At 56.3% G+C, this 15,342-nt stretch carries 5 protein-coding genes, 2 tRNA genes and 5 rRNA genes; 1 reads left to right on the forward strand and 11 read right to left on the reverse strand.

The genetic code is table 11. The features are described from left to right. Positions 1–12: 12 nt before the first annotated feature. From LPB04_RS02495 to LPB04_RS02540, 10 genes are all read right to left on the reverse strand, one after another. Positions 13–1,547: ribosomal RNA gene (locus LPB04_RS02495) — 16S ribosomal RNA — on the reverse strand. Between the two features lie 439 nt (positions 1,548–1,986). Beyond that, entirely contained in the window at positions 1,987–3,000 is a 1,014-nt protein-coding gene (locus tag LPB04_RS02500) for a retropepsin-like aspartic protease (RefSeq protein WP_193687231.1), read from the reverse strand. 25 nt (positions 3,001–3,025) lie between these two features. Continuing rightward, on the reverse strand, positions 3,026–4,945 hold the full coding sequence (locus LPB04_RS02505; protein ID WP_193687232.1) for an alpha/beta hydrolase family protein: 1,920 nt from the start codon (positions 4,943–4,945) through the stop codon (positions 3,026–3,028). Between the two features lie 249 nt (positions 4,946–5,194). Continuing rightward, positions 5,195–5,307, reverse strand: a 5S ribosomal RNA gene (rrf, locus tag LPB04_RS02510). Positions 5,308–5,430: 123 nt separating this feature from the next. Further along, positions 5,431–8,305 (reverse strand): 23S ribosomal RNA (locus LPB04_RS02515). A gap of 212 nt (positions 8,306–8,517) precedes the next feature. Further along, positions 8,518–8,593 (reverse strand) — tRNA-Ala (locus LPB04_RS02520). 9 nt (positions 8,594–8,602) lie between these two features. Continuing rightward, a tRNA-Ile gene (locus tag LPB04_RS02525) sits at positions 8,603–8,679 on the reverse strand. Between the two features lie 86 nt (positions 8,680–8,765). Continuing rightward, positions 8,766–10,300: ribosomal RNA gene (locus LPB04_RS02530) — 16S ribosomal RNA — on the reverse strand. The 16S, 23S and 5S rRNA genes sit together here with 2 tRNA genes alongside, the layout of an rRNA operon. 398 nt (positions 10,301–10,698) lie before the next feature. After that, positions 10,699–11,730 carry an RNA 3'-terminal phosphate cyclase gene (gene rtcA / locus LPB04_RS02535; RefSeq protein WP_193687233.1) on the reverse strand — a complete coding sequence of 344 codons (1,032 nt, stop codon included), beginning with the start codon at positions 11,728–11,730 and terminating at the stop codon, positions 10,699–10,701. Positions 11,731–11,768: 38 nt separating this feature from the next. Next, positions 11,769–13,004 carry an RtcB family protein gene (locus LPB04_RS02540; protein ID WP_227496594.1) on the reverse strand — a complete coding sequence of 412 codons (1,236 nt, stop codon included), beginning with the start codon at positions 13,002–13,004 and terminating at the stop codon, positions 11,769–11,771. Positions 13,005–13,227: 223 nt separating this feature from the next. Between LPB04_RS02540 and rtcR the strand changes: the two genes are divergently transcribed. Then, a complete protein-coding gene (gene rtcR / locus LPB04_RS02545; RefSeq protein ID WP_193687234.1) occupies positions 13,228–14,835 on the forward strand; it encodes an RNA repair transcriptional activator RtcR in 1,608 nt (535 codons plus the stop codon). Positions 14,836–15,140: 305 nt separating this feature from the next. Here rtcR and rrf (LPB04_RS02550) read toward each other — a convergent pair. Continuing rightward, a 5S ribosomal RNA gene (rrf, locus tag LPB04_RS02550) occupies positions 15,141–15,253 on the reverse strand. Positions 15,254–15,342 lie beyond the last annotated feature (89 nt).

Below are 15,342 nucleotides of genomic sequence, written 5' to 3' on the forward strand. Positions count from 1 at the left end.
GCGCTACTCTAGAAAGGAGGTGATCCAGCCGCACCTTCCGATACGGCTACCTTGTTACGACTTCACCCCAGTCACGAATCCTACCGTGGTAAGCGCCCTCCTTGCGGTTAAGCTACCTACTTCTGGTAAAACCCGCTCCCATGGTGTGACGGGCGGTGTGTACAAGACCCGGGAACGTATTCACCGCGACATGCTGATCCGCGATTACTAGCGATTCCAACTTCACGCAGTCGAGTTGCAGACTGCGATCCGGACTACGATACACTTTCTGGGATTAGCTCCCCCTCGCGGGTTGGCGGCCCTCTGTATGTACCATTGTATGACGTGTGAAGCCCTACCCATAAGGGCCATGAGGACTTGACGTCATCCCCACCTTCCTCCGGTTTGTCACCGGCAGTCTCATTAGAGTGCTCAACTAAATGTAGCAACTAATGACAAGGGTTGCGCTCGTTGCGGGACTTAACCCAACATCTCACGACACGAGCTGACGACAGCCATGCAGCACCTGTGTTCAGGTTCCCTTTCGGGCACACTCAGATCTCTCCAAGCTTCCTGACATGTCAAGGGTAGGTAAGGTTTTTCGCGTTGCATCGAATTAATCCACATCATCCACCGCTTGTGCGGGTCCCCGTCAATTCCTTTGAGTTTTAATCTTGCGACCGTACTCCCCAGGCGGTCTACTTCACGCGTTAGCTGCGTTACCAAGTTAATTAAAACCCGACAACTAGTAGACATCGTTTAGGGCGTGGACTACCAGGGTATCTAATCCTGTTTGCTCCCCACGCTTTCGTGCATGAGCGTCAATCTTGACCCAGGGGGCTGCCTTCGCCATCGGTGTTCCTCCACATCTCTACGCATTTCACTGCTACACGTGGAATTCTACCCCCCTCTGCCAGATTCAAGCCTTGCAGTCTCCATCGCAATTCCCAGGTTGAGCCCGGGGCTTTCACGACAGACTTACAAAACCGCCTGCGCACGCTTTACGCCCAGTAATTCCGATTAACGCTTGCACCCTACGTATTACCGCGGCTGCTGGCACGTAGTTAGCCGGTGCTTATTCTTCAGGTACCGTCATTAGCAGAGGATATTAGCCTCTACCGTTTCTTCCCTGACAAAAGAGCTTTACAACCCGAAGGCCTTCTTCACTCACGCGGCATTGCTGGATCAGGCTTGCGCCCATTGTCCAAAATTCCCCACTGCTGCCTCCCGTAGGAGTCTGGACCGTGTCTCAGTTCCAGTGTGGCTGGTCGTCCTCTCAGACCAGCTACTGATCGTGGCCTTGGTGAGCCTTTACCTCACCAACTAGCTAATCAGATATCGGCCGCTCCAGGAGCATGAGGTCTTGCGATCCCCCACTTTCATCCTTGGATCGTATGCGGTATTAGCGTAACTTTCGCTACGTTATCCCCCACTCTTGGGTACGTTCCGATATATTACTCACCCGTTCGCCACTCGCCACCAGGGTTGCCCCCGTGCTGCCGTTCGACTTGCATGTGTAAAGCATGCCGCCAGCGTTCAATCTGAGCCAGGATCAAACTCTTCAGTTCAATCTCTGTTTGTTGGCATTTCTGCCACCGCTATTGCTAGCGGGTCGCTCACTCAAAATACTGACCGTTATCTCATTGCTGAGACAACGTATTTCTTTTTTGTGAACATTTGATAATTTAAGTAATCAGCTGAACTAGTCAGCCGGCACCTTCATCAAACGCCCACACTTATCGACTGTTAATTGTTAAAGAACTTATTCGGTACTGCTTGCTACTTGTCGACAAATCGTTTTGTTTGTCAGCAGCAGAGAAGCGAGAGTATGCAGTGTTTCGTTTGCGTCGTCAACTTCTTTTTTTCCACCTCGTTGCCGCTTGCAAAGAAATTACGCATCTAACACCTTGATTACGTTAACGTTTTGCAGACAGCGCCGAAGCGGACGCGAATTATAGCTGAGCGCTGTGCGCTGCGCAAGGCCATCGAAAAAACCAGTTCCTTTCCTCACTCGGGAGCAACAATGCAAGTCTGGGAAGAGCAACGGGATGGCTCCGGACTCTCCTCGGATGGTCCCGAAAAGCTAGGCCCGCCCAGGTGGGAAATATAAAGGCGCCGCTGGCTCATCGATATCAGCACGCGGTGGTTACGCAGGAAATCGGAACCGAGACTCATCATTTCCCCGGACAGGGTCAGGTCCATGAGGTGTATCGTTGCATTCTGTACCCGATAATCGCCGATCGCCATGTCGGCGACGGGAACCTGCCAGACCCGCTGCTGTTTGCCGCGCCAGCTCGGTAATTGGCCCTCTTCGACGGCGCCGGGCGACTTAGGCGTGATGCCGTACCTGGCCGCAGTATGCAAATCCATGACAGAGATCGTGTCGGTGGTCGCGATGACGGTGTCGACTTCCCGTCCGTTGATCTTTACCTTGAACCAGGCTCGCATGTCCCGGCGCGACTGGTCCGTTTGGAAGGGAACGCTATGCGCGTTTGGTCCCCATGCGGGAAGATAAGCATTACGGCATCCCTTGGGACTGGTGAGCCTCACTTCCTGGCCGGCCCACCAGATTTCAACGTCATTGCGCGCAAAAAAGTTCGCACCGAGCCTGGCGGCAAACGACTCTGTCGACTTCTCAACATTAAAATAGCCTTTGGTACTGATCGGCCCCACTGTAAAGCTCGGGACATTCGCAACCAGGATGTCGGCCGCTACATAATTGGTCTCGCTTTCGCGCACTGCGATTTCCGCTATATCAAGGGCGGGCTTGTAGAACGTCGAGTCAAACGCGCCCGTGTCGATCATAGCCGCGGCCGGCTGCCCGGCGAGCGTCGCAGGAATGGTCGGCGTTTCGTCTCCGTGTGCGAAGGTGATCGGCAGGACTGTAGTCTCCCCAATGTTGCAGCCTCCCCCGATGCCCTGGGCGAGTACGCAGGTCGGAGCGATTGCCAACGCAGCCATGAGCAGGGTTCGGCGGCGCGCAGTACGTGGCAAGGGTCTGTTCATATTCGTCAGCATCATGTGCGTTAGCGTGGACAAGGAAAGATCAGTGTGAGGTAGCGGAAGGCGCCGCGGCCGGGGTCTGGAGCGGCTGCGGCGGAATGTGCTTGCCGAGGAATTCGAGCATGGCTTCGTAATACTGGATCCGGTTCTTTACGTACAACAGGCCGTGCCCTTCCTCGTCGAAGGCAAGCCAGGTGACCGGCTTGCCGTTGGCCGCGAGCGCATCCCGCATCTTCTTGCCGTGCGAGACGGGGACCCGCTCATCGTCCTTGCCGTGCATGAGCAACACCGGCGCCTGAATGCGCGCCGCATGCTTTAGCGGCGAGACCGGATCGAACAGCTGGACACTCATTTTCTTGTCCCCGATGCGTCGGGTCATCGTTTCGCGGCTTACCTTGTCGCCCACGCGATCGGATGCGTCCGAGAACATGTATTCGATATCCGTAACGCCGGCGAAGCTGATTGCGCAGCGGTAGAGGTCGGGCGTTTTCACGAGTCCCCACAAGGCGGCGTAGCCGCCATAGCTCGCGCCGACGATGCAAATGCGCCGCGGATCGGCAATGCTCTGACTGACCAGGTGACGGACGCCGTCGGTGATGTCATCCTGCATCGCCTTCCCCCACTGACCGAATCCCGCCTGCTCGAACCTGCGCCCGAATCCGCTCGATCCCCTGAACTGCGGTTGGAATACCAAATAGCCCCGGTTCGCCAGCAATTGAACGTCGGCGTCCCATTCCCAGCGGTCGCGTGCGACGGGGCCGCCATGGATCAGCACGACCATGGGCGCGGGGCCGGTCGATTGTGCAGGGCGCGTCAGGTAGGCGGGAATGCTCAAGCCGTCGGCTGCTTTATATGAGATCACCTCCATCGGCCGCATCCTGGCGGGATCGATTTCCGGCATCACCTTGCCGACGGTAACGAGCGACTTTTTTGCGATATCGAAGAAGTACCAGGTGCCGGGATCGACGTCCCCGTGCGAGTGCACGAGCACGGCGCGAGCCGGATCGCCGGAGATGACGTTGATTCGGCCGGGCAGCAGTGCGTCGATCTGCTTTTGCATAAGGGCCCAGGCCGGATCGAACCAGACCTGTTGGGGCAGCATGCCGCTGGTCTCGACATAATCGAAAGCAGCCTTGTCGATGCCTCCCCAGGACACGATGTCCTGGGTCGGATGACCGGCAAGCAGTTCGGTCTGGCGTCGCTGCTGAATGTCGTAGTTGAACAGTGCATGGGTATCGCGACCGATACGCGAATTGATCACCAATGTGTCCGGCTCGTCCGGCACATGGACAGGTATCCAGTATTCGTCGGTCACGCTGAATTCGGCGAGCTTGGTCCAGGTTTCCTTGTCGGCTGGCTTATACCAGTTGGAGATCGTCGACACATCCTTGAAGAAGGCCGAGTTGACGAGCGTGACGGCGCGCAGGTTGCCCTGGCGGTCGAACGCCCGCTGGATGACGCGGCCCGGTGGCCGTGAAAATCGTGTGCACTCGCCGGTCCGCGCGTGACAGCGGGCGACCAGGTCGTTCTTCTCGTCCCGCATGACGATCAGTTGCCCGGCATTCGGACCCGAGTCGACGCGGCCGAGAACCGCGTCGCCGAGCATGCGTACCCTTTTACCTTGCAAGTCAATTGACTCCGCGTCGTAACCGTAGTCGATGGCGATCAGATCGTTGTCCGCCCAGGTGAGGTCGCGCGGCGCCTTGTTATAGCTCCAATAGCCCTTTGAAAAGCGCTTGCCTTGAATAAGCTTTTTTACTGCCAGGGTATCGGTGTCGATCAGGATCAGGCCGTGGTTGAGACCGTTGAAGATAATCGCGGCGATATGCCGACCGTCGGGCGACAGGCTTGCCCTGAGCATTCCGGCCGGATCGGTCAGCTCCTCCGGCGTGAGCACTTGCGACGATGCAGTTGTCGAGAAAAAAGCCGCGCAAAGAAAAGCGATTGTGGTCAGAAGGTTCATGTTCTAGTCCAAAACAGTTTCTGAACTATAACAATTTTTACTTATCAATAACCAACCACTAAATGAAGTTTTTTGAAAGCATCGGGTCGAGCGCGTAATTGCGTTGGCGAAGCGAAGCCGCGCGCAGATCGACGTTTTATATCCGGCCAAATATGGAAGAGAGACGAAGAAGGAACTGGCGCCCGGCTGAAACACGCAGACGAAAAAAAACCCGCTCAGATCACTGAGCGGGTTTTTTCTTTATAACTAGCCTGACGATAACCTACTTTCACACTGGTTGCAGCACTATCATCGGCGCAAAGTCGTTTCACGGTCCTGTTCGGGATGGGAAGGGGTGGGACCGACTTGCTATGGTCATCAGGCATGACTTGTACGAGGCGCAGTTCTCATGAACTGCGACCCGGAATCTGGAGGAAGTAAAGTTGGGGTAGTGTGATCAACAAACAGCACACTGTATTCGATTGAACTATACCTGCTAAGGTTATAGGGACAAGCCGTACGGGCAATTAGTACTGGTTAGCTTAATGCATTACTGCACTTCCACACCCAGCCTATCAACGTCCTGGTCTCGAACGACCCTTCAAGGAGCTCAAGGCTCCGGGAAATCTCATCTCAAGGCAAGTTTCCCGCTTAGATGCTTTCAGCGGTTATCTCTTCCGAACTTAGCTACCCGGCAATGCCACTGGCGTGACAACCGGTACACCAGAGGTTCGTCCACTCCGGTCCTCTCGTACTAGGAGCAGCCCCCTTCAAATTTCCAACGCCCACGGCAGATAGGGACCAAACTGTCTCACGACGTTTTAAACCCAGCTCACGTACCACTTTAAATGGCGAACAGCCATACCCTTGGGACCGGCTACAGCCCCAGGATGTGATGAGCCGACATCGAGGTGCCAAACTCCCCCGTCGATATGAACTCTTGGGAGGAATCAGCCTGTTATCCCCAGAGTACCTTTTATCCGTTGAGCGATGGCCCTTCCATACAGAACCACCGGATCACTATGTCCTACTTTCGTACCTGCTCGACTTGTCGGTCTCGCAGTTAAGCACGCTTATGCCATTGCACTATTAGCACGATGTCCGACCGTACCTAGCGTACCTTCGAACTCCTCCGTTACACTTTAGGAGGAGACCGCCCCAGTCAAACTGCCTACCATGCACTGTCCCCGATCCGGATAACGGACCAAGGTTAGAACCTCAAACAAACCAGGGTGGTATTTCAAGGATGGCTCCACGAGAACTGGCGTCCCCGCTTCAAAGCCTCCCACCTATCCTACACAGATTGGTTCAAAGTCCAATGCAAAGCTACAGTAAAGGTTCATGGGGTCTTTCCGTCTAGCCGCGGGTAGATTGCATCATCACAAACATTTCAACTTCGCTGAGTCTCGGGAGGAGACAGTGTGGCCATCGTTACGCCATTCGTGCAGGTCGGAACTTACCCGACAAGGAATTTCGCTACCTTAGGACCGTTATAGTTACGGCCGCCGTTTACTGGGACTTCAATCAAGAGCTTGCACCCCATCATTTAATCTTCCAGCACCGGGCAGGCGTCACACCCTATACGTCCACTTTCGTGTTTGCAGAGTGCTGTGTTTTTATTAAACAGTCGCAGCCACCAGTTTATTGCAACCCTTTCGCCCTTCCACAGTAAAGTGGTCAAGCTACCGGGGCGTACCTTTTCCCGAAGTTACGGTACCAATTTGCCGAGTTCCTTCTCCCGAGTTCTCTCAAGCGCCTTAGAATACTCATCTCGCCCACCTGTGTCGGTTTGCGGTACGGTCTCGTATGACTGAAGCTTAGAGGCTTTTCTTGGAACCACTTCCGATTGCTTCGCAGCATAAAGCCGCTCGTCCCACCCCCTTGAATTCCGCGCCCGGATTTGCCTAAGCGCCTTCTATGAGGCAGAAACTGACTATTCCAACAGTCAGACAACCTTCCGCGATCCGTCCCCCCATCGCATCATACGACGGTGCAGGAATATTAACCTGCTTCCCATCAGCTACGCATCTCTGCCTCGCCTTAGGGGCCGACTCACCCTGCTCCGATGAACGTTGAACAGGAAACCTTGGGCTTACGGCGTGGAGGCTTTTCACCCCCATTATCGCTACTCATGTCAGCATTCGCACTTCTGATACCTCCAGCATCCTTCACAAGACACCTTCGCAGGCTTACAGAACGCTCTCCTACCATATGCTTACGCATATCCGCAGCTTCGGTGACTGGCTTAGCCCCGTTACATCTTCCGCGCAGGACGACTCGATCAGTGAGCTATTACGCTTTCTTTAAATGGTGGCTGCTTCTAAGCCAACATCCTGACTGTTTTAGCCTTCCCACTTCGTTTTCCACTTAGCCAATCTTTGGGACCTTAGCTGGCGGTCTGGGTTGTTTCCCTCTTGACGCCGGACGTTAGCACCCGACGTCTGTCTCCCAAGCTCGCACTCATCGGTATTCGGAGTTTGCAATGGTTTGGTAAGTCGCAATGACCCCCTAGCCATAACAGTGCTCTACCCCCGATGGTGATACTTGAGGCACTACCTAAATAGTTTTCGGAGAGAACCAGCTATTTCCAAGTTTGTTTAGCCTTTCACCCCTACCCACAGCTCATCCCCTAATTTTTCAACATTAGTGGGTTCGGACCTCCAGGGCGTGTTACCGCACCTTCATCCTGGCCATGGGTAGATCACTTGGTTTCGGGTCTACACCCAGCGACTGTCGCCCTGTTCGGACTCGATTTCTCTACGGCTCCCCTATTCGGTTAACCTCGCCACTGAATGTAAGTCGCTGACCCATTATACAAAAGGTACGCCGTCACGGAACAAGTCCGCTCCGACTGTTTGTATGCACACGGTTTCAGGATCTATTTCACTCCCCTCCCGGGGTTCTTTTCGCCTTTCCCTCACGGTACTGGTTCACTATCGGTCGATTACGAGTATTTAGCCTTGGAGGATGGTCCCCCCATGTTCAGACAGGATTTCTCGTGTCCCGCCCTACTTGTCGTACGCTTAGTACCACCGTCTGAATTTCGTGTAAGGGGCTATCACCCTCTATGGCCGGAGTTTCCAATCCGTTCCACTATCCAGTCGACTATCACGTACAGGCTCTTCCCATTTCGCTCGCCACTACTTTGGGAATCTCGGTTGATTTCTTTTCCTGCAGCTACTTAGATGTTTCAGTTCGCCGCGTTCGCTTTGCATGCCTATGTATTCAGCATGCAATGACCTGTAAAGGCCGGGTTTCCCCATTCGGAAATCTGCGGATCAAAGTGTGTTTGCTCACTCCCCGCAGCTTATCGCAAGCTACTACGTCCTTCATCGCCTGTAATCGCCAAGGCATCCACCATGTGCACTTATTCGCTTGTCCCTATAACGTTAGCCCCTGGTTACTCACCAGGGAGCGTTACAGTTCAAGGAGTACAGCTTGTTGCATGTTTGTTGATTCTTACTACTACCCTAAGTGTGCACTCTTACGTGCACGCTTAAAAAAACTTTACTTCTTCCAGATTGTTAAAGAACAGAACAACAGTGATCTCGAAAAGATCAAACCTAAAACTTGGCGTCTTACGTTTGAGCTTTTGGTGGAGGATGACGGGATCGAACCGACGACCCCCTGCTTGCAAAGCAGGTGCTCTCCCAGCTGAGCTAATCCCCCGATAAAACGTGGTAGGGCTGGTTGGACTCGAACCAACGACCCCCGCGTTATCAACACGGTGCTCTAACCAGCTGAGCTACAGCCCCGAAACTGTGTTCTTTGTTCAACAGTCGATAAGCGTGGACGCTTGATGATGAGTTCAGTTTTGAGGCTGACTCCGGTGCTACTCTAGAAAGGAGGTGATCCAGCCGCACCTTCCGATACGGCTACCTTGTTACGACTTCACCCCAGTCACGAATCCTACCGTGGTAAGCGCCCTCCTTGCGGTTAAGCTACCTACTTCTGGTAAAACCCGCTCCCATGGTGTGACGGGCGGTGTGTACAAGACCCGGGAACGTATTCACCGCGACATGCTGATCCGCGATTACTAGCGATTCCAACTTCACGCAGTCGAGTTGCAGACTGCGATCCGGACTACGATACACTTTCTGGGATTAGCTCCCCCTCGCGGGTTGGCGGCCCTCTGTATGTACCATTGTATGACGTGTGAAGCCCTACCCATAAGGGCCATGAGGACTTGACGTCATCCCCACCTTCCTCCGGTTTGTCACCGGCAGTCTCATTAGAGTGCTCAACTGAATGTAGCAACTAATGACAAGGGTTGCGCTCGTTGCGGGACTTAACCCAACATCTCACGACACGAGCTGACGACAGCCATGCAGCACCTGTGTTCAGGTTCCCTTTCGGGCACACTCAGATCTCTCCAAGCTTCCTGACATGTCAAGGGTAGGTAAGGTTTTTCGCGTTGCATCGAATTAATCCACATCATCCACCGCTTGTGCGGGTCCCCGTCAATTCCTTTGAGTTTTAATCTTGCGACCGTACTCCCCAGGCGGTCTACTTCACGCGTTAGCTGCGTTACCAAGTTAATTAAAACCCGACAACTAGTAGACATCGTTTAGGGCGTGGACTACCAGGGTATCTAATCCTGTTTGCTCCCCACGCTTTCGTGCATGAGCGTCAATCTTGACCCAGGGGGCTGCCTTCGCCATCGGTGTTCCTCCACATCTCTACGCATTTCACTGCTACACGTGGAATTCTACCCCCCTCTGCCAGATTCAAGCCTTGCAGTCTCCATCGCAATTCCCAGGTTGAGCCCGGGGCTTTCACGACAGACTTACAAAACCGCCTGCGCACGCTTTACGCCCAGTAATTCCGATTAACGCTTGCACCCTACGTATTACCGCGGCTGCTGGCACGTAGTTAGCCGGTGCTTATTCTTCAGGTACCGTCATTAGCAGAGGATATTAGCCCCTACCGTTTCTTCCCTGACAAAAGAGCTTTACAACCCGAAGGCCTTCTTCACTCACGCGGCATTGCTGGATCAGGCTTGCGCCCATTGTCCAAAATTCCCCACTGCTGCCTCCCGTAGGAGTCTGGACCGTGTCTCAGTTCCAGTGTGGCTGGTCGTCCTCTCAGACCAGCTACTGATCGTGGCCTTGGTGAGCCTTTACCTCACCAACTAGCTAATCAGATATCGGCCGCTCCAGGAGCATGAGGTCTTGCGATCCCCCACTTTCATCCTTAGATCGTATGCGGTATTAGCGTAACTTTCGCTACGTTATCCCCCACTCTTGGGTACGTTCCGATATATTACTCACCCGTTCGCCACTCGCCGCCAGGGTTGCCCCCGCGCTGCCGTTCGACTTGCATGTGTAAAGCATGCCGCCAGCGTTCAATCTGAGCCAGGATCAAACTCTTCAGTTCAATCTCTGTTTGTTGACACTTTCGTGTCACCCTGATTTCTCAGGGGTCGCTCACTCAAAATACTGACCGTCATCTCATTGCTGAGACAACGTATTTCTTTTTTGTGAACATTTGATAATTTAAGTAATCAAGAACCGAAGCTCTTGGCACCTTCATCAAACGCCCACACTTATCGACTGTTAATTGTTAAAGAACTTGTTCGGTACTGCTTGCTACTTGTCGACAAATCGTTTTGTTTGTCAGCAGCAGAGAAGCGAGAGTATGCAGTGTTTCGTTTGCGTCGTCAACTTCTTTTTTTCCACCTCGTTGCCGCTTGCAAAGAAATTACGCATCTAACACCTTGATTACGTTAACGTTTTGCAGACAGCGCCGAAGCGGACGCGAATTATAGCGAACCACTAGCGTGGCTGGCAAGCGCTTTTCACCACACAGATATTGCGCCCTTCTGCGCGCTCGAAATAGATACTTACCGGCAAAAATTTCGCAATGAGCTCGGCATTCGTTTCCGCATGCGATGAAACCGTTGAGGCAGTAAAACGCCCACCTCCGGCAATTGCCATTGGCAGCATGAGCTGATCCGCCAGGTGCTCGCCTGCCGCGGCATCGGACGCCATGTATGCCTGCGCCTGCATGGTCGCCTCCTGGGCTACCGCTTCCGCCCGGACTGCCTTGGCGCCGAAACCGGCGCACACTTCCGTCACATGTTCGTACTCGAGCGTGATCAGGACTGCATTACCAGGCCCCTGCTCGGCAGGAAGCCGGTGCAAATGCAGTTGCTCGCTGCCCCATTGCATTGCGTGGCCAATGCAACTCAGTTCGCGCATGCCGACGCTCTGGGGAAGTCCGGCCACGAAGGCGTCGGCACGTGCGGCGACATAACTGCCGCGCTCCATCAGGGACAGCTGCCGCAGCTGGGCGCATGGGCGAACGATGGCGACGACTTCCCCACCGCCGGCCGGGTAAAAGCCGTAGCGCCTCAGCGCGATGTCGACCTCCGCGCCCATGCGCGCCAGCAGCGGCAGATACGCACGCTCCAGGAACTGCACCGGGGGCGCCATCGCGTTATGGGTGCCGCCGGTAATGCGGACGGACGAAGGCTGCTGCGCATGGAGCAGTGCCAGCACGACCGTCTGCAATACCAGCGTACAACTGCCGGCACTGCCGATCGCGAAATGGTAGTCGCCGCCCTGGATCGGACCGGGCGTAAAACTCAGCTCGGACGAGCCCAGCTCCGCGCCCGTCACGCGTGCGCCGCTGACCTGGGCGGCCGCCTGCACCGCCACCAGGTGCTGCCGCATCATGCCGGGCCTGGTGCGGTTGGCCCGGATCGCGCGGATCCGGAACGGCGTCCCGGTGATCATGGACAGCGCGAGCGCGCTGCGCAAAATCTGGCCGCCGCCTTCGCCGGCCGCGCCGTCGAGCTCAATCATGGTTGCCCCTTTTTTAATTGTTCTGCCCTGCGGAAGGCTTATCCCTTGACGCACACCACCTGCTTGAGCGTGTGAACGACTTCGACCAGATCGCGCTGGGCGTGCATCACGGCGTCGATGTCCTTGTAGGCCATCGGGATCTCGTCGATCACGTTGGCGTCCTTGCGGCACTCCACGCCCTCGGTCGCCCGCACCTGGTCGGCCAGCGTGAAGCGGCGCTTGGCCTCGGTGCGGCTCATCGTCCGTCCCGCGCCATGGCTGCAGCTGTTGAAACTGTCCGGATTGCCCTTGCCGCGCACGATAAAACTTTTCGCACCCATCGAGCCCGGAATGATCCCCAGCTCGCCGGCGCGTGCCGATACCGCCCCCTTGCGCGTTACCAGCACATCCTTGCCGAAGTGGTGCTCCTTCTGGACGTAGTTGTGATGGCAGTTCACCGCTTCCACGTGGGTCTGGAACGGCTTCGTGATCACCATGCGGACCGCTGTGATCAGGTTCTGCATCATGACTTCGCGGTTCATCCGCGCGAATTTCTGTGCCCAGCTGACCGCCTCGACATAATCGTCGTAATGCTCGGTTCCCTCGGACAGGTAGGCCAGATCGTTGTCCGGCAGGTTGACGAAGTGACGCCGCATATCCTTCTTCGCCAGCTCGATGAAATAGGTGCCGATTGCATTGCCGACGCCGCGCGAACCCGAGTGCAGCATGAACCACACGAAGCCGGCTTCATCCAGGCAGACCTCGACGAAGTGGTTGCCGCTGCCCAGCGTGCCGAGATGACGGTAATTGTTCGTATTCTTCAGCGACGGCGTTTTCAGGCAGATTGCATCGAATTCGCCTTTCAGCTGCGCCCATGCGGCATCGACCGGCGCCGGCGGCGTTTGCCAGGAACCCTCGTCGCGCCCCCGGTGCCCGCGGATCTTCGGCGACATCCCATGCGGAATCGCACGCTCGATCGCACTGCGCAGCTTCGACAGGCTCTCGGGCAGATCGTTGGCCGTGAGCGTGGTTTTCGCCGCCATCATGCCGCAGCCGATATCGACGCCGACTGCGGCGGGAATCACCGCGCCGAGCGTGGGCACGACGGTACCGATGGTCGAGCCTTTACCGAGGTGGACGTCGGGCATGACGGCAATGTGCTTGTACACGAAGGGCATCTTCGCCGTATTCGACAGCTGCTGCCTGGCCGCCTCTTCGACAGGCACACCTTGCGTCCACATCTTGACCTGGCTGCCGCCGGGAATATCCATGACATCGAAAGTAGTGGTGTTCATCGTTTTCGTTTTTCTCAACATAGTTGTGCCGTTCGACTTCGTCGTCGCTCGTTCTGCACCTTCTGCATTGCAAGCGCCGTGCCAGGCAGTCGCCCCGACCGGTTTCTGTCGCCAAGTGCTTGATCCAGCGTGTATTTGTCCCGCCTGCCTGTTCGGGCCGATCGCTGGACCATACGACAGCTTTCCTGATAAATTATCCTGAGAGATAATCTTTTATACGAATATGAAAAAGAAGAAAACCGTCGTCATCGGCTTCGTCGGCACAAAGCTCGACAACTACCGGGGCCGGTCGCGCTGGGACAAGTGGCGGCCGAGCATCGCGCTGACCCAGCACCAGGACCTCGGCATCGCCCGCTTCGAGTTGCTGTACAGCGGCCCTTTTGAAAGCCTGGTGGAACAGGTTGCGGCGGATATCGGTTCGGTGTCGCCCGATACGCAGGTGGTTCCCCATGCGCTCGCGCTGCGCGACGCCTGGGATTTCGAAGAGGTCTACGGCGCGTTGTTCGATTTCGCGAAGCGCTACCCCTTCGACCCGGACAATGAGGATTACTGGATCCATATCACGACCGGGACCCACGTCGTCCAGATCTGCATGTTCCTGATGACCGAAGCGCGGTTTTTCCCCGGCCGCCTGGTGCAAACTTCGCCGCCACGCTCGCCCGGGTCGGGCACGACCGGCAGCTACGCGCTGATCGACCTCGACCTGTCGCGCTACGACCAGATCGCCCAGCGTTTTTCGCGCGAGCAGATGGAGGGCGTCGCCTTCCTGAAATCGGGCATCGCGACCCGCAATGCGGACTTCAACACGATGATCGACGAAATCGAGCGCGTCGCGATCCGCTCACGCTCGCCGATGCTGCTGATGGGTCCCACCGGCGCGGGGAAATCCTTCCTTGCGCGGCGGGTCTACGAGCTGAAAAAAGCGCGCCACCAGGTGCAAGGCCGCTTCGTCGAACTCAATTGCGCGACGCTGCACGGCGACGGCGCGGCGTCGACGCTGTTCGGCCACATCAAGGGCGCCTTCACCGGCGCCGCCTCGGACCGCCCAGGTTTGCTCAGGAGCGCGCACAAGGGCCTGCTCTTCCTGGACGAAATCGGAGAACTCGGTCCGGACGAACAGGCGATGCTGCTGAAGGCGATCGAAGACAAACGCTTCCTGCCAGTCGGCAGCGACAACGAGGTGCAAAGCGATTTCCAGCTCATCGCCGGCACCAACCGCGACCTTTCGGCGGACGTGGTGGCCGGACGTTTTCGCGAAGACCTGTACGCGCGCATCAATCTCTGGACCTATGCCCTGCCCAGCCTGCGCGACCGTGCCGAGGATATCGAACCGAATCTCGATTACCTGCTCGCCCAGTTCGGCGAGGAACAGGGGCACATGGTCCGCTTCAACCGCGAAGCACGCGTGCGCTACATGCGCTTCGCACGTTCGCCGGAAGCGCTGTGGACGGGGAACTTCCGCGATCTGTGGGCGTCGGTGACGCGCATGGCCACGCTGGCACAGTCGGGCCGCATCAACGAAGCGATCGTGGGCGACGAAGTGGCGCGCCTGCAGCGCCTGTGGCGTCCTTATGCCGGACGCGGCAGTCCGGAGACCGCCGGGCTGGAAGCACTGATGGGCCACGAGGCGGCAAGCAGGCTGGATCTGTTCGACGCGGTGCAGCTCGAGGCGGTGGTCAAGGTGTGCCGGCAGTCGAAGAGTCTGTCCGATGCCGGGCGCACCTTGTTTGGCGTGTCGCGCGAGGCCAAAAATAAGCCCAACGATGCGGACCGGCTCAAAAAATACCTGGCGCGCTTTAAGCTGGACTGGGAACAAGTGTCCGCGATTTGACAGTCGGCGCAGCTCAAGCGTGCGGGGCGAGTGCCGCTTTGGGGGCCAGGCTTGGCGTCTCCCGCGGAACTGCCGCGTGTTCCGGCTGTCGTATGGTAGTCAGCCGTACGCGGCTGGCACGAACATCCGAACTGGGCGGCACTCGTTCACCCGAGGTTTCGTTAATCGGGAGGAACGAGAAGGTGGCGAGTGCGCGCCCAGCCCGACAGGGCCGTGACCGCACATGGTGATCGTACATTCACGCTGAATGAACAGGCGAAAAAAAACCCGCTCAGATCACTGAGCGGGTTTTCTTTTTATAACTAGCCTGACGATAACCTACTTTCACACTGGTTGCAGCACTATCATCGGCGCAAAGTCGTTTCACGGTCCTGTTCGGGATGGGAAGGGGTGGGACCGACTTGCTATGGTCATCAGGCATGACTTGTACGAGGCGCAGTTCTCATGAACTGCGACCCGGAATCTGGAGGAAGTAAAGTTGGGTAGTGTGTATCAACAAACAGCACA

It is taken from the genome of Massilia litorea (assembly GCF_015101885.1).
GTDB classification, from domain to species: Bacteria; Pseudomonadota; Gammaproteobacteria; order Burkholderiales; family Burkholderiaceae_D; genus Telluria; species Telluria litorea.

Excerpts from the sequence above, each read along its gene's own strand:
- rtcR (WP_193687234.1), top strand. The coding sequence starts at position 13,228 with ATGAAAAAGAAGAAAACCGTCGTCATCGGCTTCGTCGGCACAAAGCTC.
- LPB04_RS02540 (WP_227496594.1), bottom strand. The coding sequence starts at position 13,004 with ATGAACACCACTACTTTCGATGTCATGGATATTCCCGGCGGCAGCCAG.
- rtcA (WP_193687233.1), bottom strand. The coding sequence starts at position 11,730 with ATGATTGAGCTCGACGGCGCGGCCGGCGAAGGCGGCGGCCAGATTTTG.
- LPB04_RS02500 (WP_193687231.1), bottom strand. The coding sequence starts at position 3,000 with ATGATGCTGACGAATATGAACAGACCCTTGCCACGTACTGCGCGCCGC.
- LPB04_RS02505 (WP_193687232.1), bottom strand. The coding sequence starts at position 4,945 with ATGAACCTTCTGACCACAATCGCTTTTCTTTGCGCGGCTTTTTTCTCG.